The organism is Paraglaciecola marina (assembly GCF_004360155.1).
Taxonomy (GTDB): Bacteria; Pseudomonadota; Gammaproteobacteria; order Enterobacterales; family Alteromonadaceae; genus Paraglaciecola; species Paraglaciecola marina.
Genome location: NZ_SAIS01000009.1, coordinates 143,344 through 163,359, shown reverse-complemented (window position 1 = coordinate 163,359; position 20,016 = coordinate 143,344). Strand labels below are relative to the sequence as shown.

At 39.4% G+C, this 20,016-nt stretch carries 14 protein-coding genes; 5 read left to right on the top strand and 9 right to left on the bottom strand.

Going from position 1 to position 20,016, the window contains the following annotated elements; translation table 11 throughout:
- The first annotated feature begins 163 nt into the window (after nucleotides 1–163).
- Complete coding sequence (locus EOK74_RS13895; protein WP_166638775.1) at nucleotides 164–1,051, top strand: DUF2971 domain-containing protein; 888 nt, start codon at nucleotides 164–166, stop codon at nucleotides 1,049–1,051.
- A 121-nt stretch (nucleotides 1,052–1,172) separates the two neighbouring features.
- On the opposite strand, the gene EOK74_RS13890 is transcribed toward EOK74_RS13895, so the two are convergent.
- Complete coding sequence (locus tag EOK74_RS13890; RefSeq protein ID WP_133470630.1) at nucleotides 1,173–2,519, bottom strand: methyl-accepting chemotaxis protein; 1,347 nt, start codon at nucleotides 2,517–2,519, stop codon at nucleotides 1,173–1,175.
- Complete coding sequence (locus EOK74_RS13885) at nucleotides 2,516–3,436, bottom strand: esterase/lipase family protein (protein ID WP_133470629.1); 921 nt, start codon at nucleotides 3,434–3,436, stop codon at nucleotides 2,516–2,518. The genes EOK74_RS13890 and EOK74_RS13885 overlap by 4 nt, the downstream gene beginning before the upstream one ends.
- Before the next feature lie 169 nt (nucleotides 3,437–3,605).
- Here EOK74_RS13885 and EOK74_RS13880 point away from each other — a divergent pair, with 169 nt between their 5' ends.
- Complete coding sequence (locus EOK74_RS13880; protein ID WP_133470628.1) at nucleotides 3,606–4,649, top strand: IS110 family RNA-guided transposase; 1,044 nt, start codon at nucleotides 3,606–3,608, stop codon at nucleotides 4,647–4,649.
- A 481-nt stretch (nucleotides 4,650–5,130) separates the two neighbouring features.
- Here EOK74_RS13880 and EOK74_RS13875 read toward each other — a convergent pair whose 3' ends face one another.
- Nucleotides 5,131–5,805 (bottom strand): DUF3223 domain-containing protein, encoded by a 675-nt coding sequence (locus tag EOK74_RS13875; RefSeq protein ID WP_166638774.1) that lies wholly within the window; start codon nucleotides 5,803–5,805, stop codon nucleotides 5,131–5,133.
- Nucleotides 5,806–6,313: 508 nt separating this feature from the next.
- Nucleotides 6,314–7,171: an AraC family transcriptional regulator gene (locus tag EOK74_RS13870; RefSeq protein WP_166638773.1), complete on the bottom strand. Its 858-nt coding sequence runs from the start codon at nucleotides 7,169–7,171 to the stop codon at nucleotides 6,314–6,316.
- Nucleotides 7,172–7,658: 487 nt separating this feature from the next.
- Between EOK74_RS13870 and EOK74_RS13865 the strand changes: the two genes are divergently transcribed.
- The 3 genes from EOK74_RS13865 (at nucleotide 7,659) to EOK74_RS13855 (ending at nucleotide 12,324) form a co-directional block, all read left to right on the top strand.
- Complete coding sequence (locus tag EOK74_RS13865; RefSeq protein ID WP_133470625.1) at nucleotides 7,659–8,165, top strand: tetratricopeptide repeat protein; 507 nt, start codon at nucleotides 7,659–7,661, stop codon at nucleotides 8,163–8,165.
- Between the two features lie 515 nt (nucleotides 8,166–8,680).
- Nucleotides 8,681–10,330: a response regulator gene (locus EOK74_RS13860; RefSeq protein ID WP_133470624.1), complete on the top strand. Its 1,650-nt coding sequence runs from the start codon at nucleotides 8,681–8,683 to the stop codon at nucleotides 10,328–10,330.
- Between the two features lie 326 nt (nucleotides 10,331–10,656).
- Complete coding sequence (locus EOK74_RS13855; protein WP_133470623.1) at nucleotides 10,657–12,324, top strand: response regulator; 1,668 nt, start codon at nucleotides 10,657–10,659, stop codon at nucleotides 12,322–12,324.
- A 1-nt stretch (nucleotide 12,325) separates the two neighbouring features.
- On the opposite strand, the gene tilS is transcribed toward EOK74_RS13855, so the two are convergent.
- From tilS to lpxB, 5 genes are all read right to left on the bottom strand, one after another.
- On the bottom strand, nucleotides 12,326–13,696 hold the full coding sequence (tilS, locus tag EOK74_RS13850) for a tRNA lysidine(34) synthetase TilS (RefSeq protein WP_133470622.1): 1,371 nt from the start codon (nucleotides 13,694–13,696) through the stop codon (nucleotides 12,326–12,328).
- Nucleotides 13,697–13,769: 73 nt separating this feature from the next.
- Complete coding sequence (gene accA / locus EOK74_RS13845) at nucleotides 13,770–14,726, bottom strand: acetyl-CoA carboxylase carboxyl transferase subunit alpha (RefSeq protein WP_133470621.1); 957 nt, start codon at nucleotides 14,724–14,726, stop codon at nucleotides 13,770–13,772.
- A gap of 53 nt (nucleotides 14,727–14,779) precedes the next feature.
- Nucleotides 14,780–18,265 (bottom strand): DNA polymerase III subunit alpha, encoded by a 3,486-nt coding sequence (dnaE, locus tag EOK74_RS13840; RefSeq protein WP_133470620.1) that lies wholly within the window; start codon nucleotides 18,263–18,265, stop codon nucleotides 14,780–14,782.
- Entirely contained in the window at nucleotides 18,266–18,859 is a 594-nt protein-coding gene (rnhB, locus tag EOK74_RS13835; RefSeq protein ID WP_133470619.1) for a ribonuclease HII, read from the bottom strand. It lies immediately after the preceding gene.
- A complete protein-coding gene (gene lpxB / locus EOK74_RS13830; RefSeq protein WP_133470618.1) occupies nucleotides 18,856–20,016 on the bottom strand; it encodes a lipid-A-disaccharide synthase in 1,161 nt (386 codons plus the stop codon). Before lpxB ends, rnhB begins: the two co-directional genes overlap by 4 nt.

The following is a 20,016-nucleotide window of genomic DNA, read 5'->3' as shown; positions in this document are numbered from 1 at the left end:
CGGCTTTGAGCGATATATAGTCCTTCGTATCGTTACAATTTTTGCCCCTAATTTTTACGAGCAACATTCTTTATATCTAATAAGGGCATTACTTTTCTTCGTTGTAGGCCCTCTGTTACAATGCGATACACAGCAACATCAGGGAGGAATTATGATCGAAGTGATGTCCAAATTGTTTCTGAAAAAATACAAGCGCCCTTATGATGACGGTACGCAGAGCTTGTACAGATTTTCAGCCTTTGACCCAGAAACTGTTCATTACCACGAAGCATTATTTTGCGACAAGAACTTATTTCACAATGAACCATCTTATTTCAATGATCCCTTTGAATGTAGACCTATTTTAGAGTGGCCAAAAACTGATAAAGAAATGAATGCGTTAAGAGAAGATCTAGTGTCTCTAATGCTCAATGAACGTATAGATATGCAAGATGCTATTCGCAGAGCTTACTCTTTTGAACTTAATTGTTCGATAATTTCTGATGTCGAGCAAAAGCTGCTTGAAGAGTTTCAAAGCTTTCGGCTCTGCTGCTTTACGAAACGTAAAGATAACTTGCTATTTTGGTCTCACTATGCCGATTCACACAAAGGATATTGTGTAGAGTACAGCACAAAGGGGCAGTTGCTTTCACAAGTATATAAAGTTCGCTATACCGACAAGTTTCCTTCTCTAACCTTCCCTATGTTTGGTGACATTCGAAAGCTTTACTTTAAGTCAGAGGAAATCGCTAATCACAATAAGGAAGATAAGCTTCATCTTGATTTGGACATGAAAATTATCGAACCTATTTTAACTAAATCCAAGGATTGGAAATACGAAGACGAGTATCGCTCTATATACAAGCCTGGAGCACCCTTACAGTTAGCAAATAACGACACGAGTCTTGTTCTCAATGGAGATGAGATTACAAATGTTTATTTTGGTTGTAATATGCCTCAAGAACACCGAGAACAATTAATCGAAATGATTAAAAATGGGCCTTTCGAACCGGAGTTATGGCAGGCAGAAATGATGCCGAGTAGGTTTGATTTAAATTTCAATGCAATTTAGCAATAGACAACAAAACTGTAGTGGCATAGTGAATTTGACCACATGAACAGAGTAGCCGTAATGTCTGCTTTTGGCACAATGCGGATAGTCGGCAGAAGACAAACTGCGGACGTTCAACGCTTCATTTAACCTGCTTGTTATGTGTTCTTAAGAAACTGACCGGCTTACCAGCTAGGCTCCTGTTGGCAATTTCCACAAGCCTTTTTGTGTTTTCTGTCACTTTGTTAATATTAAGTACAGCATTACTGATTTCTTCTGAAATAGGGGTTTGCTCTGAAGTTGCACTAGCGATTCGTGCGCTCATTTCTGAGATCGCCTCAATAGCACTAGATATTTCTGTGATTGATTCGAAAGCATTTGTTACTCGACTTTCTGTATTCTCTATACTGCTGGACGTTATTTTTAATATTGAAGCAGTTTCTAACGCTCTTTCATTCATTAATCTAAGCATCTTATCAATCTCACTTGTCGACTCTTGAGTTCTTTGTGCTAAATTTCTTACTTCATCAGCAACAGTAGCAAAGCCTCTCCCTTGTTCACCTGCTCTCGCCGCTTCGATAGCTGCATTTAATGCAAGTAAATTGGTTTGTTCACTAATTCCATTTATTACATTTAAAATATTTCCGATACTATTAGAGTCATTATTTAAAGATGAGACTAATTTTGAAGTTTCTTTGATGTTGTTTGATAACTCAGATATGAATTTTATATTGTCATCAGTATTTTCATCAGCCGCGAATCTTGCAATCGTCAATGGCTCCTCTGCCAGTTCCTCATTTACTATTTTTTCTATACTTAATTCTTCATCAAACTTTAAGTTATTTTCTTCGCGGCTGAGGTCGCCTATTAATTTGCATAGCACTTTACTTGTCATCGAATCAGGCTTTGGTACTTGTAAAGAAAAGTGATCTTCATCAACGACATATACTCTGTTGGGATCGGAGTTGTAACTTGAAGTTAAAGGAACAATCGAGTCATAAGCTCCAAATAATGTATATACATTAAGATTGTGACTATTAACAATTTCATTCCATGCGTTCTCATAAACTTGAGCTTTAGAGTACAAGTCTTTTAGTTTAAGAAGCCCACCAAGTCCAAAATTTATAAATCTAGAGAAAGGATTAGGCGAGCCAGAAGGTGTGCCAACAAAAACAACCAGCTTAATCCTTTGAAGCAGGTCAGGCTCATTATACTCTACGAGATACCTTTTCAACATATATCCTCCTAGGCTCCATGCAATTATGCCAATATCATAATTTCCATCTAATATCTCATCAAATGACTTCTTAAACTTATCGTACATCTTATTTTTGGTGAGTATTGAAGTAAAACCGTATCGGAAATATGTAATATTTATATCGCGACGTTCTGTTATTTCCTGAGGAAGTAATTCCTGAGAGTCTCTTATTCCGGTAATGGCTATAAGGCGAAATACAGGTTGTGTGTTGGTAGTTTGGAACGTATTCATTGTTCTCCTTCGCTCTCACTGTTTTTCAGTTCTACTCTCTTCACCAATGCTCGATACTTTACTGGGATCTCCAGAGTATTAAGAATTTTTAGTTCATCTCCCAATTTTGCAGAATCAGCCAATATTTGAATAGATGGTGATGACTCTATTGGTTTTGGAACAGGAGCTTTCACCAGCTGCTCAGACAATGTCGTATATACGTGATGGTCCATTGTTTCTGGTTTAACCATCATTGTGTGTGAGCCTTCAATAGTTATCGTATGCTGACTCGGTAGCGCAGTAGCGTTGCCAAATGAAACGATTCGATCATTTGAGGCCCATATATTCGTAATATCAATATTTTTGGAATAGCGCTCATGGACAATGTCATTTGGACTTGTCTTGTGTGAATTTATCCTTGCTAGCCAAAGTGTATGGGCGTCTATTATTTTAGGCTGAAGAACTTTAAGTTGATTAATGTGTCCACCTAAAAATGCTAAGAAACGTGCCGTTACCGATCCTAGGTGAGGTGTTGAGCAAAATATTGCATGATGTAAATTGACACGATGAGCGTCCCCTGTTTTCAAAATACTAGCGATAGCTTCTTTTACGACGAGTCCACCTAGACTATGTGATATGACCGTTATTTGTTCATATTTGCATGAAGCATCTAATAAGACCGTACGAAGCCTTTGCCCAAGCGCTTCTATTGGAGAAACAAAGAAACGCAAAAAACCAGATTTAAATCCAAATAAATAGATATCAGTATTATTGAATTTATCGTCTTGCTCCAAAAAATCAGGGAACTCACCCCAAGTCTTTTTATAGTTTCCACCTAAACCATGAATAAAAACAATGAGGGACCCTGCTTTGGGTACCTCTCTGACTTCTTCATGCCAGCCTAACCGCCTTTTTTCCCTTTCCGATTTATCTGCCATTCGCAGTGATTCCTAATTCCAATTGGTATGAGCCGCGCACGATCGACTTACTATAGGTGTGTCTGACCACACAGCCGCTTTATTCATGTGCTTGATACTCATTGAGCCTCCCCAATCAGCGTAACTTTCGGCTACTCTGATTGGTGACAAAACCGAACGGAGAAGCTCAATGAACTTTTATACTAATACACATCCATACTATTGTGGAATTGATTTACACGCTCGCCTACTTTATGTCTGCATTATTGACGAACACGGTGAGGTACTCGTACATAAAAAAATAAAAGATTCACCAGAACAACTACTTTCTTTGCTACAACCTTATTTGGGTAATATTGTTGTTGGCGTCGAATGTATGCACTGCTGGTACTGGATTAGCGACTTTTGCCAATTACACAATATTGATTTTGTGCTCGGCCATGCCTTGTATATGAAGGCCATACATGGCGGTAAAACCAAGAATGACAAAATTGATTCATTTAAAATTGCCAAATTATTACGCGGAGGCAATTTCCCCTTGGCATATAACTACCCTAATGAATTACGCGCGACTCGTGATTTACTCCGCAGACGTACCAAGTTAGTGCGCTTTGGGGCGGATTTAAAAGCACATGTCACCAACACCGTTAGCCAATATAATTATCGTCCCCATACTCTTAATTTACGTTATCAACCCGCTCGTGAACAAATGCGTGGGGTGTTTTCTGAACCCTCTGTACAACGTAATGTTGATATCGACTTAACCATGGTAGGCCATATCGAAACTGAACTACGCAAAGTCGAATGGTTCATTGAAAAACAAGCCAAGCAGCATAATGCCAGAGATTATTATTTGCTCAAATCCATCGCTGGTGTCGGGCAAATACTCGCCCTCACTATCTTGTATGAAATCGGCGATATTCAACGTTTTGAATCTGTGCAGAAGTTTGCATCGTATTCTCGACTCGTAAAATGCAAAGCTGAATCAGCAGGTAAAACATATGGTACCCAAGGAAACAAAATTGGTAACGCTCACCTAAAATGGGCCTTCTCTGAAATGGCCGTGCTCTATTTTAGAGGTAACGATAAAGCGAAAGCTTACCTCAACAAACTACAAAAACGCATGAGTAAAGCAAAAGCGCTTTCAGCGCTCGCCCACAAACTTGGCCGATGTGTCTACTTCATGTTAAAACGACAAAAGGCATTTGATGAAAGTCGATTTCTAGCAGGTTAGTCACGTCATTCGGTGAGCTGAACGTCTAACTAGGGCCTCAGGCAGAGCATTTATAAACGGTAGTGAATTTATCACTGGCTAAACAAGCCCTTGATATCCTTTATATGCCACCGCCAGGCAACTACATTGCTTGATTAGACACCGAATGGGCGTGCATCAATACTCTGAGCTAAATCGTTTACACCTAGCCTGAGCCTGCAACTAACTGGTGGATTTATCCAACCCTATTCTTGAATAGTGCCAATGCTGGGTTAACCGATGAATGTCTAGTGCCCCTGTTGTTATCACGGATGGTGAAATAACAGGCTGTGATGAGATCACATAAGAGAGCCTCTATATGTGTTTGCTGTAAGCGATGACTTAACAGCCAATATGACAGATGAAGTGTACGGCTTAGCTCAGTGATTTGGATTGATCTTGAAAAAGTGATCAAAAGATGACTAATACCTATTGACCGACCGGAGGCTCATATGTGTTAGCTTTACTTTCTCAGATTTGCATCTGCACTTAATAATGTTAATTTCGCATGGTTTTTGTGGTACTCATGCCAACTATTAGTGAGTAAAGTATTTTGAAGAACTCCTCGTTGATCAGAATCAGCTGCATCGGGATCAATTAACTCTATGTCCTCATAACCTAAATTTTTTGTCGCAAGGAAGTTACTGAGCAAATCATCAAATGAAACATATGTATATGAAACATGACTATTATCAAAAGACAATTCATTATTTGATACTGGACAAGTAGCACCACCTGAAAGAGCCATGCTTTTAAACTCCATTACAGTAGTTTTAACCGCTCTTCTGAAAGAATATGACACAACCATTTTCTTTGTATAAGGTTTAACACAATGTCTCCAGCTAATAATTACTTTAGAGTTATCATTTCTAATTATGGATAGACACTTGTTTTTATGAAAGTCTAAGACCACTTCAATATCTTTAATACCACACCCTATTTTTTCATCATACTCACCATGTAGCGTAAATAGGGCTTCAAAAAACTCTTTATCAGTAGTCGATATTATAGAACCCGCTGAATATGAATTAACACGATTGCGAGCTTCATCTTCGCAAGCTTTACGTGTATTAAATTTAAAAATTCCAAATGATATCGGTTTAGCCAAAATAGACTCCTGTAAAGCTAACAGTTTCATCAGCCTGCTTACCCCGTAACTAAACACGGGGACACACCGCATATTAATTTTCTCCATTTTTAGCATGTTTTCTAAGTAACTGTATAGCTTAATTTTTTAACCGCACATGAAATGGTGCTATAACGAAATACGGGGGATACCTTGACCTTGCGAATATGCTGAACCAGAGACCAAACTGTATATAAAAATAGTAAAATATAGAAAATAATCGCAAGCTTCTAATATCAAAAATGCAGTAAACCAAGTGAATATTCTGCCGTGCCTTAGTGTTTGATAAATGACAATGAAACCCATTTTCTGCCTTTCCTTGTTCTGCCTTCATAACAAACTAGAGCTGTGTATTATCTTATCTAAGTAGTAAATGAAGTTTGTGACATTTTTTAGCGCATACTTATCGAGCCCCATTGTAATAAACTATAATTAAATCAATAAACTACAACCCGAATTCAACAGCCACTATAACAATAAAACATTCACACTAAACGATACCTTCACCACAAGGTTTCACTCACTTTTCTGATACTGATGTTAACTTTCGGTATTCGCTAGGGGTGTGGCCTGTGAGTTTTTTAAATAGGGTGTTAAAGGTGGTTTTACTGTTAAAGCCAGCATCTTCGAATATTCTTTGTATGGTTTTATCTGAGGTATGTGTATTACGTAGTTGTTCTTGTGCGTCGAGTACCCGGTAGTAGTTTATAAAGTCGTAAAAATTCTTTTGGTAGTAACCGTTTAGCAAGGCTGAAATACTTCTTGGTGACATTTTCATACTGTCAGCCAAACCGTCTAACCTAAGCTCTGGATCTTGATATATTTTAACCCGCAGCATGAGATCTTCTAATTTGGACTTTTGCTCTTCACTGACAGTGAAAGGCCTTTCTTCTCTTTCTATGTAGGTGTGGCTATTAGACGCTTTTCTATCTCTGTCGGTGCGCAGAGTTTGGCTATATACCACCATAATACTCATCAAGAACATAGGCAGTAAATTTTTAAAGGTGCCAACTTGTTCTGCTAAATAATAAAACCCTAGAACACCGCTTAGAGAACTCAATAATGACAAGGCACATAGGCATACAAATCCTAGCCCGCAATACCAGAGCCAAGACAATTTAATATTTTCGATGGTGGAAAAACGACGGCGAATATTACTGTCGTAATGGCTTAAGCAGTGCAGCGCGTAAATCCCTGTTATAACCGATATTAAGGTAGCTATCCATGCATTGGGTAGGTAAGGTTTTGTTAAGTTTTCTGCCCCAAATAAAACACCTATGCCATAAACAATCACGATTAACACTGTGGCTAAACCAGCAACACTGGCTTTGGTCAACATTTGAATGGGTATCCCCATCATTGCTCGGCAGTACCACAAAAATAGAAATCCCTGAAGGCCATAAAGGATTGTTAAGAGGACTGAATGAAAAGGCGCTAATTTCTGGATGGTTTGTGGGCCCAATGTTTCGTTATGCAGAAAAACAATATTGAGAGCGATCAACCCCTGACAGATTAAAAATGCACAGAGTAATACATCACTTTTTTCTATATCTCTTTTTATCATTAAAGGGATTGAATACAGAACAGCCAAAAGAGCAGTGGTTAATACGATGAAATCGTAGAAATTAAGTATGTAAGAAAACACGCTTTTGTTCCCCCTAGAGATAATAGTTGAAGGCTTTATTCAATGTCATATTAAGTCATTTTATATACAAGGATACCAGCTAAGCGAGGTTCGGCTAGATGTAGTGCGTGTACGCGAACGTTCGTTTAAGGGGTTTGCCGAGTATCGGGCTTAACTTTTGGGTGAAAATTTTAGAGTGAATAGGAGTTTTAAATCACCTACCCAAATATTGGAGCGTACCATGACAAAATTTATGAGTTTATCGATTGCCACCATCTTGAGCTTACCAGTATTACCTGCTGGTGCGAGTTACCTTTCGGTTAGCCAAATGAACGGTAACTTAGAAAAATGCTTTCAGCAAACCGTGTTGTTACATCAAAAGACTGATGTACGTAACCTAACGACTCTTGCCTGTACTAAGGTCATTGATAATGATTGGGTAACCAAAGAGGCGGAGTCAATTACTCGATTAAACCGAGGAATTATATACATGGCACAAGGTCAATATAACAAAGCAAAAAGTGACTTTACACACAGCCTAAAACTAAACATCAACTTTTACCCAGCTCATGTGGCCTTGGCTCAACTACTTAACCAAGAGCATGATTTTGTAGGAGCAATGCATCATTATGATAAGGCTATTGCGTTGGATCCTGATAACGCAAAACTGTTGCGTAATAGGCAATTAGTAGCCAACTCAATATTGCTAAATGACAAAAATAAACTAACTAGGCAGGTGTCCCATTAATTTTAAAAATTGAATCATATAATTTAACGGGAGCGAATAGACACTTATTGTCACCACACAATAACGGTGTAATAAACAAAGAGAATAACCATTCAATTCATGCAAATGGCAAAACCTATTATCTATCATTCGGGTTTTGCCCAATCCCTATTCAAGACATTGCAATTACGACGGAGCAGCTTCATTTACAGGAATCAGCAGTAAGCTGCTCACGTGGGTTCTGTACTGAGAAAGACCATTTGATAGGGTGGCACCTCAACCTTAGAATAGCTAACGTAAAAAGAAGGTAATAGGGATCCACGGCCATGTAAGCATGGTTAAATACAGTTAATATGCTTTTATTTTTGTACATAAAACTAAAAGATAAGATGTAAAATCTATATATGTATTTCTATACCTTATCCTCAGAAATTTTGCCCCCACTTAGTTTAAAGTATGATAACTAGACATTCATGTTCTAGCATAATAAATTAACTACTTGTAGGTAAACATTTGATTTATAAAGGAATGAAAGCTTGATAAAAATACCTGAACAAAAACCTTCGAATAAATTAGAAATTCTAGTTATTGATGGACAAGCACTGGTACATACGGTGATAAAAGCCGCGTTACTAGATGCAGGTATTAAAAATATTCAAAGTGCTCATAATTCGTATACAGCATTGCAATTATGTGAGTCCACCAAGTTTGATATGGTGCTTATCGCATTTGATGTGAAAAGTGATAAAGATGGTTTTAACCTTTTAGAAGAGATGAAGTTCAAAGGTTATATTACCAAAACCACCTGTGTTGTATTTCTCAGTGCTGATACCAATAAAGGCTTAGTTAATTGTGTTGTTGAAATGGAGCCTACAGATTTTTGGGTTAAGCCATTGGATAAATCAAAAGTTGAACATCGTATTCAGCAGATTTTGCTGATTGAACAAAAGCTTTACGCTTTGCGATTTTGTTTCGATAAAGAAGAGTACCCTACTGCTATTTATTACGCTGAGCGACAATTAAAAGATGATTCTTTAGTACTATATCACCCCCATATAAATCGCTTAATTGGTCGCTGTTTATTTAATTTACGAGAATACAAAGAAGCACAAGCTTTTTATGAAAAAATAGCTGAAACATACTCTTACGCCTGGGTACAGGTTGGTCTTGCCGCTACGCTACTGCAACAAGATAAAATGGATGAAGCAACTACCTTAACCAATGAGTTACTACAGCGAGAAGATACAAAGTTTGCGACTTATGACTTGTTAGCTGAATACCATATTGCTAAAGAAAACTTTCAATTGGGTTACGAAATTATTCAAGAGGCCACAAAATTAGCCCCTCGTAGTATTGAACGAAATAGAAAATCGTGGAATTTAGCACGGCTAAATCACGACCGTTTAGGTCAATATATAGCAACTAAAAACATGTCTAAGTATGCAAAAAACTCTATTCATGACTCTCCTGTTCTGCAACTGAACGTTATTCGTTCGGCTATAGATCTTGCTGCAACGTTACCCGAAGCTGAGTCTAATAAACTTCTCGCAAATACCGAAAGAAGTATCGAGCGGCTTAAATCTGATTTCACTGTGGCGAATGAACTAAAAGAGCAACTAACCATAATAAACATTAGGTTAATGAGCTTAAGAAATAATAAAAAAGTGGCAGAGGCCCTTATAGAAGAGAACTCAGCCTTAGATATACAAAGTAGTTTTGAAGATGAATTAGATAAAGTAAAGGCTTACCACGAAGCGGGAATGTGGGAAAAATCAATGTCGATACTTAATGAAATGAAAGGTGGCGTTTCCGATGATTCCTTTACAGGCAAGGTACTCACTGCTTACCTAGAACAAGAGTCACAGGAACGGGAAAATATTCGTTACAACCCAAAAGAGTTGGGCGAAATGGCATCATCCCATTATAAGAACAAGCGCTACAAGCCATCTTATAACTTTCTATGCCAAGCCAATAAATTGTCTCCAAACAATAAAAACATAGTGATTACTATACTCAAAGTGTTAGCAATTATTGCTGAAGAATCGGGGTTAACTGAAGCTGAAAGCCTACACGCTGAAGAGAGTATTAAATTTTTAGTTGATGTGAAATTATCTGAGCAACAGCAAGCCCTATTCAATGAATACAAAGTGCGTATTGATAAAGTACTTAGGGATATAGAAGAATAAACTTTAGTTGATGTAACTATTACCCCTCATCCTTAAAAATCTCTATTTTGCTAATTTATATGCCTTTCAGAAAGCTTTTATTTTTATCGATTGATTTGATCCCTAGTAGATTAATTAAGGCTATGTCGTCAATAATTTTTACGGGCAATTAGGTCGATTTTTATAGAGAAAAAAGTCTAAACCTCATGGATACCTTCCCAAATTTATACCTAACGGTTAAAAACACTGATTCCAACTGCTTTAACGTATAAAAACTAGACTTTAGCTGTATAGGATAATAAATTAATTACCTGTAGATATATATTTGATTTTAAAGGAATGAAAGCTTGATAGAAATCCCCGATCAAAAGCCTTGGAATGAATTAAATGTGCTGATTATTGATGGGCAGGCGTTGGTACATACAGTAGTAAAAGCAGCCCTAATTGATGCGGGTATTAAAAAAATTCAAAGTGCCCATAACGCCTATACTGCGTTACGTTTATGTAACGCAACTAAGTTTGATATGGTGTTAATTGCCTTTGACGTTAAAAGCGATAAAGACGGTTTTAACCTTTTAGAAGAGATGAAGTTTAAGGGGCATATAAAAAAAACCACCTGTGTCATTTTTCTCAGCGCCGATACCAGTGAAGGATTAGTTAATTGCGTTGTAGAAATGGAGCCCACAGATTTTTGGGTAAAACCATTAGATCAGTCTAAAGTTGAACATCGTATACAACAACTGTTAATGATCGAGCAAAAACTCTATGCATTGCGATATTGCTTCGAGCAGGAAGAGTATGCGACGGCAATCTATTACGCTGAAAGACAATTAAAAGACGAAACCTTAGTTTTATATCATCCACACATAAACCGCTTAATAGGGCGTAGTTTAATCAATTTACGTGAGTATAAAGAGGCCCAGCGTTTCTATAATAAATTACTGGCTACCTATGATTATGCTTGGGTCCATGTGGGTTTGGCCAATTCACTTTTAAAGCAAGATATGATTACAGAAGCGTCTGAATTAACAGATAAACTGCTTGAACGTGAAGACACTAAGTTTGCAACCTACGATTTACTGGCTGAATACTATATTGGTAAAGAAGACTTTCAAATGGGTTACCAAATCATTCAAGAAGCGACTAAATTAGCGCCCCGCAGTATCGAACGTAATAAAAACTCTTGGAATTTGGCTAGGTTAAATCACGATAGGTTAGGCCAATATGTTGCCACGAGAAACATGTTGAAATATGCTAAAAACTCTATTCATGATACCCCGTTACTGCAGCTTAACGTAATACGTTCTGCTATCGATCTTGCGCCAACCCTGTCTAACCCAGAAGCGAACAAATTAATAGCTAGAACAGAAAGAAATATAAAAGAGCTAAAGTCAGACTTTGGTGCTGCTAATGAATTAGGTGAACAGATAAGTATCATTGAAATTCGAATAATGAATTCTAGGCAAAATAAAAGAGAAGCAGAAAAAGCTTTACATAGACATTTTCAAAAAAGCTTACCGGTAAAGGCACAAAAGTACTTTGAAGATAACTTAGATAAAGTTAAGGCTTATCATGAAGTAGGCATGTGGGAACAATCCATGTTATTACTTGAACAAATGAAGGAGTTTATGTCTCATGACTCTTTCACAGGTAAGGTGTTAACCGCCTACATAGACCAAGAATCTAGGGAGCGAAAAGATATTCGTTATAATCCTAGAGAAATCGCCGAAATGGCTTCTTCTTATTACAAAAATCAACGTTATCAACCAGCCTATAATTTGTTGTGCCAAGCCACCCAGTTATCACCCAATAACAAAAGTATTATGGTGAGTATTTTAAAGGTACTGGCTATTATTGCTGAAGAAGAAGGCTTAACCGAACAAGAAACTGAGCACGCAAAAGGGTGTATAGAAACTTTAGAGACTTCAACTCTAACTGAGACTCAACAATCGGACTTTGAGGAGTATAAAAGCCGTATTTCTAAAGCGCTAACCAAAGCTGCATTAGGTATTTAAACTACTTTTGTAGGCTAATAAATATGGGGCGAACCTGGTTCAGCTTAACCGCAGCTTGGTAGCACTTACCTTCGCCTATTAACCCAATAACATCTTGGTTCTGGATAATTATCAAAGTGTTATCACGTATCCATGGGGGCACCTTCCATAGCTTAAACCATTGCTTTATGGGTTTGCTATATTGACTACCTTTGGGTTTAAACTTGGCTGAATAACCCCCTAGGCGCACGGTTAATGGCCCTAAATCTGGGTTTATAGCTAAGAATACTTGGTTAGTATCTAATTCGTTATTATCTTGGGTAAAACATAAGCAACCCAAATTTTCTGGCAAAACCATACCGCTTTCCCCTTGCCAAAGCTTTTCAAACTCAGGTAATTCAATAGGTACAGGGATTACATAAAGTTGCTGATTAAAACGTCTAAATTGCCAAGTTTGCCATTGAAGTATTGGGTTGGCGTCTTCTGCGGCTAACAGCACTTGGGGCAATAGTTGCTGTAACACCGCTAATGAAGGGCTCGCAATACCTTGCTGCGATAGCCAATAGCGCACCAATTGGTGTAGCCATTTTTCACTTAACTTGAGTAATTCATTGAGGTCTAAACTACTTTTTGAGCTTTGAATAATGGCTAGTTTTTCTGCACAGATTTCATCTAGCATTTTTTGCTGTTGCGCACATAACTGAGCACTGCGAGAGACCGAACTTGCTAACTCTGGCCATCTGTTTTGTAAAATAGGTAACACATCTAGTCTTAAAAAGTTTCTGTCGAATTGCGCGTCTTGATTTGATTCGTCTTCAACCCATTTCAGCTTTTGCTGCTGGGCGTATTCTAAAATGTCTTTCTGGCTAATCTCTAAAAGCGGTCGATAAAAGTTAACGATTTTCAGCTCAGCCCCACTAGTATTTGTAACAGACCATTGTTGATTCATGGCCGACAGGCCTTTAGGCCCTGCCCCCCTTTTTAACTGCAATAAAAAGGTTTCTAGCTGATCATCTTGATGTTGCCCCAGCAATATTTGGCTATCAGCTGGCGCCATCTCCACTAACTTTTGATAGCGGGCATCTCGGGCTTGAGCCTCTAAGCTTTGCCTAGCTTGTGCATTAACTGCTACGTTCGCTGTTTGAAAGCTCACACCAAGTTCTAGGCATACTGCACGGCAATGTTCTTGCCACATATTGGCATTTTGGTTGAGGCCATGGTGAATATGGATTGCGTGTAAATTAAAAGAATTGGCTTGGTGTTGCTTAAGCTCACTGAGAGCATGCAATAACACATGAGAATCTACACCACCGCTATAGGCGACCACAATATCATTAGCTTCACTCAAGGGTGACACTGATAAATGTACGTTTAATGTGGTTAGTAGTGACATAATATCCCAAAAACAAAAAAGCCATCTGCCTTAAACCAGCAAATGGCTTTGTAGTATAACGTGAGTCTAAAGCTTAACAGTAGCCAAAAGACATTAAACGTTTGTAGCGTTCATCAAGCAACTCTTCCGTAGATAAGCTACCTAGTTGTGCTAACTGTTGTTTAATTGTGGCTTTTAAGTTTGCCGCCATGCTGACGTGGTCACGATGGGCTCCCCCTAACGGCTCTTCAACAATATGATTGATAAGGCCCAGTTCTTTAATTTTCCCTGCACTTACACCCATAGCTTCTGCGGCTTGTGGGGCTTTTTCAGCGCTCTTCCACAAGATTGACGCGCAACCTTCAGGAGAAATAACCGAGTATGTACTATATTGCAGCATGTTTACTCTGTCACCCACACCGATAGCAAGTGCACCACCAGAACCGCCCTCACCGATTACGGTACAAATAACGGGGACTTTCAGGCCAGCCATGACTTTTAGGTTTTTGGCAATGGCTTCACTTTGACCACGCTCTTCAGCGCCTACTCCTGGATATGCACCTGGAGTATCAATAAAGGTGATGATGGGTAAATTGAAACGTTCTGCCATTTCCATTAAACGTAATGCTTTGCGGTATCCTTCTGGTTTAGGCATACCAAAGTTACGTTTGATTTTTTCTTTGGTATCACGGCCTTTTTGATGGCCAATTATCATCACTGGCTGCTCATCAATTTTAGCTAGACCACCCACTATTGCTTTGTCGTCTGCAAAAGCGCGATCACCTGCCAATTCATCAAAGTCAGTACAAATAAGCTCAATGTAATCATAGGTATACGGACGCATGGGATGACGGGCGATTTGCTGTACCTGCCAAGCTCCTAAATCTGCAAAGATTTTACGACTTAATTCTGCACTTTTTTCTCGAAGTTTAGTTATTTCTTCTTCAAGACTAACATCGAACTCTCCCCCTTGATTGACCAATCTTAACTCTTCAATCTTCGCTTCTAAATCAGCGATGGGCTTTTCGAATTCCAAAAAATTTACACTCATTGAACACCTAATAATAATTTGTTGCTTATTTCATTCTTCATTTACTGGCTAGACTAATGAAATTCTAAATTAACCTGCGGCTTACCTAACAACTGTTGTAGGTCGTATATTAACTCATCTTGTGGCGTAACATACCACTGAGCGCCCAAGGTTAAGTCTGCTTTTGCATCCGGATGGACATAATGTACCTGTACCGGGCAACTTCCACCTTGATATGGCTGAAATATTGTCTGTAGTTTACCCACGGTTGATGAATTGCACCAGCTAGATTGCATTTGTAACTGCAAACACTTGGCATTTTTCTCTCTAGCCTGAACTAAGTCCATGGCGTCGCGGGCCGACATTGTATTGCCACCGGAGAATTCATCAAAGCTGACCTGTCCACTTATGACCAATATTTTATCCGTTTGCAGCAATTCTTCGTATTGTTCTAGCATATCGGGGAAAAACCTAACGTCGATTCTGGCACTCTTGTCGTCTAAAGTCACTAAAGCCCAACGTCTGCCTCGCTTGTTAGTCATAACTCTTACACCAAGCACTAACCCAACCGCATAAGCAGTTTGATCTCTGTGAGTCGGTTTTAAATCAACTAAGCGTGTGGGCGCGTAATGTTTGATTTCGTTTACGTACTGATTAATTGGGTGGCCGGTTAGGTATAAACCTAAGGTGTTTTTCTCACCCTCTAGCCATACTTTCTCTGGCCACTCAGGTACGTCTGCAAAAGCTTGTTGTACTTGCTCAGGCTCAGTAGTGAGTAACCCAAACATATCCGACTGACCCGAAGTTTGGTCTTTGGCATGTTGCCCTGCAGCCGCTAGTGCGTCGGGTAAAGATGCCATTAGTGAAGCACGGTGCGGACCTAAATTATCTAAGGCCCCAGCTAATACCAGTTTTTCTAGTATGCGCTTGTTAATACGTTTGACATCAATCTTGGCGCAAAAGTCGAATAAATCACTAAATTTACCTTGCTGCTCTCTAGCTTCAATAATAGCTTCGATTGGGCCTTCACCCACCCCTTTAACAGCGCCTATGCCATATACAATGCGACCTTCTTCATCAACTGTGAACTTGTGACTACCCGCATTCACATCAGGAGGTAAAATGGTTAACCCCATGCGATCACATTCATCTACTAAGGTTACAATTTTATCTGAATTGTCCATATCAGCAGACATTACAGCCGCCATAAATTCGGCAGGATAATGGGTCTTGAGCCACAGAGTTTGATATGAAACTAAGGCATAAGCTGCAGAGTGAGATTTGTTAAAACCATAACCCGCAAATTTTTCAACCAAATCAAAAATTTTACCTGCTAGGTTAGGATCAATACCGTTGGCTTCAGCGCCGGCTTCAAATGAGCCCCGCTGCTTTTCCATCTCCTCGGCTTTTTTCTTACCCATAGCTCGACGTAATAAATCAGCGCCACCTAAGCTATAACCTGACATTTCTTGGGCTATTTGCATTACCTGTTCTTGATACAAAATAATGCCGTAGGTAGGCTGAAGAATTGTTTTTAAACATTCATGTTGGTATTCGGCATCTGGGTAAGACACTTCTTCACGGCCATGTTTACGGTCGATAAAGTTATCAACCATGCCTGATTGCAAAGGCCCAGGTCTAAATAGCGCTACCAGTGCGATGATATCTTCGAATGAATCAGGCTTAAGGCGCTTAATCAGCTCCTTCATACCCCGTGATTCTAATTGGAACACAGCCGTGGTTTCGGCATTTTGTAATATTTTAAATGAGCGAGGATCTTCTAAGGGGATAGACGCGATATCAACATCGATATTTTTACCCAGCTTAATCATATCAATGGCCCATTGGATAATGGTCAAAGTACGTAAACCGAGGAAGTCAAATTTTACTAACCCAGCGGTTTCCACGTCATTCTTATCAAATTGAGTAACCGGATTTTTACCTTCGTCATCACAATACAAAGGAGCAAAATCAGTGATAACTGTGGGGGCGATAACCACACCACCAGCATGTTTACCAGCATTACGGGTTACCCCTTCTAAGATACGACACATGTCGATGAGTTCTTTTACTTCTTCATCTTCGTCGTAGGCTTCTTGCAGCCTTGGCTCTTCTAAGAAGGCCTTTTCAAGGGTCATGCCTGGCGTGGGTGGTATTAGTTTAGATAGTCTGTCAACAAAACCATATGGGTGCCCTAACACCCTACCTACGTCTCGTACCACGGCTTTTGCGGCCATGGTTCCGAAGGTGATAATTTGCGATACCGCATCACGACCATACATTTCAGCAACGTGGTCGATAACTTCGTCACGTCTGTCCATGCAAAAATCGACGTCGAAGTCTGGCATAGATACCCGTTCTGGGTTCAAGAAACGTTCGAATAATAAATCGTATTCTAATGGGTCTAAGTCGGTAATATCCAACGCGTAAGCCACCAATGACCCTGCACCTGACCCTCGACCTGGGCCAACTGGAATATTGTTATCTTTACTCCACTGAATAAACTCCATCACGATCAAAAAGTAACCAGGGAACCCCATTTGGTTAATAACGCCTAATTCGATTTCAAGTCGCTCATCGTACTCAGGGCGCTTCTCTATTCGCTCTTGTTCGTCAGGAAATAAAAACGCTAAACGCCTTTCTAGCCCTTCTCTGGATACCTTAACTAAAAAGTCTTTGATATCCATACCTTCGGTTGGGAAATCAGGTAAAAAGTAAGTACCTAACTGCACAGTAACGTTACATCGTTTAGCAATTTCTACTGTGTTTTGTAATGCTTCTGGTATATCGGCAAAAAGCTCGGCCATTTCTTCTGCAGAGCGTAAATATTGTTGCTCACTGTATTCTTTTGGTCTGCGGGGGTCGACCAATGTAAAGCCATCATGAATAGCAACGCGAATCTCATGCGCGTCGAATCCTTCTTTTTTAATAAAGCACACTTCGTTGGTGGCCACTACGGGTAAATCATGTTGACCTGCCCACTCTACCGCCCGGTGAATATAGTCTTCTTCACCGAGTCTTGCGGTTCGCGTTAACTCAATATAATAACGATCAGCAAAGTACTCTTGATAGAACTGAGTAATTGCCAAAGCAGTGGTGTGATTACCTTTGGTTAAAGCAATACCTAAGTCACCTGATTTACCGCCTGAGATTATCAACACGCCCTGGTTGTGCTCTGCTAACCATTGCTTATCAATGACTGGTTTATCTTGCAGGTTACCTCGTAAATAAGCTTTTGAGATAAGCAAGGTAATGTTTTTGTAACCATGATTATCTAAGGCAAGTAGTGTGAGACGAAAAATTCGCCCTTCCATTTCGTCACTTTGCACCCAAAAATCAGTGCCAATAATAGGTTTTATACCATTTCCATGGGCTTGCCCATAAAACTTAACCAAACCGCACATATTCATTTGGTCGGTAATGGCGACCGCGGGCATATTTAACTCTTTAACCCGAGCCATAATAGGCTTCACTTTGTTCAACCCATCTACCATAGAAAAATCACTATGCACACGTAAGTGCACAAAACTGGTGGAAGTTGAAGGTAGTTGTTCTGTCATTTATGCGCCTGCTAATTGGCCATGGCGCGAGATAAGAGACTGTTGCACTGGCTTAAAACTCATTCGATATTCGGGTAACGGACCTAATTCTAACAGTTTAGCTAGATGAAAAGCGGTTGGATATCCCTTATGTTTTGCAAAACCATACTCTGGATATTGTGCATCTAAATCAAGCATTTCTTGATCTCGGGTAACCTTAGCGATAATCGAAGCGGCTGATATTTCCGCTATCAGTCCGTCGCCTTTCACAATTGCTTCACTAGAGTATGACCAAGGGGGACAGCGATTTCCATCAACCATGACATGATCTGGCTGTATAACTAAACCTTCTACTGCTCTGGTCATGGCTAACATGGTGGCGTGTAAAATATTTAGCTCATCAATTTCTTTGGGGCTAGCTCGGCCAATTGACCAAACCAATGCTTTTTGTTTGATTTCAGCAGCCAATACGACGCGCTTTTTTTCAGACAATTTTTTAGAATCTGCCAAGCCTGCAATAGGCTGATTTGGGTCAAGAATAACCGCTGCGGTAACGACATCTCCTACCAGAGGGCCACGCCCTACTTCATCTACCCCTGCTAATAAACGGCTCATACCTCTGCCTCAATCAAGTTAGATATGGCAATGGCAGCTTGTCTATCAGCCCCTTTTTTAAGGGATTGATGCAATATTGTAAATTTTTCAATAAGCACTTGCTGTGCTTTAGAGTTTTTCTCTTTCAACATGGGTAGAAGTAGGTCCGCTATAGTTTGAGGATTAACGTCATCTTGCAATAACTCTGGAATAAGCGGTTCATCAGCTAATACATTAGGCAAAGTAAAATACTTAGCTTTGTAAAGCCACTTCATCATTTGATACGTTAGCCCACTCAGCTTATAAGCTGCCACCATATTCTTTTTACAAAACATAGCCTCTAATGTTGCCGTTCCTGAGGCTAACAATACGGCGTCTGCCGCTATCATCACGTCTCTGGCATGACCTATTACAATTTGAATATCTAATTCTGGTAAGTGCTGGCGAATATAGTCATCAACTTGTGCTTTACGCTGCCTATTAACAACTGGTATCACCACTTTAAAGTCTTCAAGTTGAGGTTTTAATAAAAGAGATGCTTTGATAAATATATCTAGAAGGGTCTCTACTTCTCGCTTACGACTACCAGGTAAAACCGCTAACACCAATTGTTTATCTAAAATTTGCAGGGATTGTCTAGCCTTTGGTTGATCTGGCTTTAATTCAATATCATCAGCCATAGTATGCCCAACAAATTCACAGGGGATATTGTGTTTGTCGTACACTTGTTTTTCAAAGGGGAAAATACTCAACACTAAGTTAGTAGCTTTGGCTATTTTAAAAATTCGCTTTTCTCGCCATGCCCAGACTGTAGGACTTACATAATGTACAGTTTTGATATTTTGCGCTTTTAATTTAGCTTCGAGGCCTAAATTAAAGTCAGGTGCATCAACGCCTATAAATACATCAGGTGGGTTTTCTAAGAAGTAGTGCAATAATGATTTACGTATAAACATTAATCGACGGAGTTTAGGAAGTACTTCGATAAGTCCCATTACCGATAACTCTTCCATTTCAAATAATGAATGGCAGCCTTGGGCCAACATTTTTGGCCCGGCAATACCTTCAAAGGTAGCGTTTGGATACTGAAGCTTTAATTGTTTAATCAAGCCTGCGGCGAGTATATCCCCGGAGGCTTCACCCGCGACTATGCCTATCCTTAGTATTTTGTCGCTCAT

What these genes read in the sequence shown, in the direction of transcription:
- EOK74_RS13895 (WP_166638775.1), top strand. Translation starts at nt 164, where the DNA reads ATGTCCAAATTGTTTCTGAAAAAATACAAGCGCCCTTATGATGACGGT.
- EOK74_RS13890 (WP_133470630.1), bottom strand. Translation starts at nt 2,519, where the DNA reads ATGAATACGTTCCAAACTACCAACACACAACCTGTATTTCGCCTTATA.
- EOK74_RS13885 (WP_133470629.1), bottom strand. Translation starts at nt 3,436, where the DNA reads ATGGCAGATAAATCGGAAAGGGAAAAAAGGCGGTTAGGCTGGCATGAA.
- EOK74_RS13880 (WP_133470628.1), top strand. Translation starts at nt 3,606, where the DNA reads ATGAACTTTTATACTAATACACATCCATACTATTGTGGAATTGATTTA.
- EOK74_RS13875 (WP_166638774.1), bottom strand. Translation starts at nt 5,805, where the DNA reads ATGAAACTGTTAGCTTTACAGGAGTCTATTTTGGCTAAACCGATATCA.
- EOK74_RS13865 (WP_133470625.1), top strand. Translation starts at nt 7,659, where the DNA reads ATGACAAAATTTATGAGTTTATCGATTGCCACCATCTTGAGCTTACCA.
- tilS (WP_133470622.1), bottom strand. Translation starts at nt 13,696, where the DNA reads ATGTCACTACTAACCACATTAAACGTACATTTATCAGTGTCACCCTTG.
- accA (WP_133470621.1), bottom strand. Translation starts at nt 14,726, where the DNA reads ATGAGTGTAAATTTTTTGGAATTCGAAAAGCCCATCGCTGATTTAGAA.
- dnaE (WP_133470620.1), bottom strand. Translation starts at nt 18,265, where the DNA reads ATGACAGAACAACTACCTTCAACTTCCACCAGTTTTGTGCACTTACGT.
- rnhB (WP_133470619.1), bottom strand. Translation starts at nt 18,859, where the DNA reads ATGAGCCGTTTATTAGCAGGGGTAGATGAAGTAGGGCGTGGCCCTCTG.
- lpxB (WP_133470618.1), bottom strand. Translation starts at nt 20,016, where the DNA reads ATGAGCGACAAAATACTAAGGATAGGCATAGTCGCGGGTGAAGCCTCC.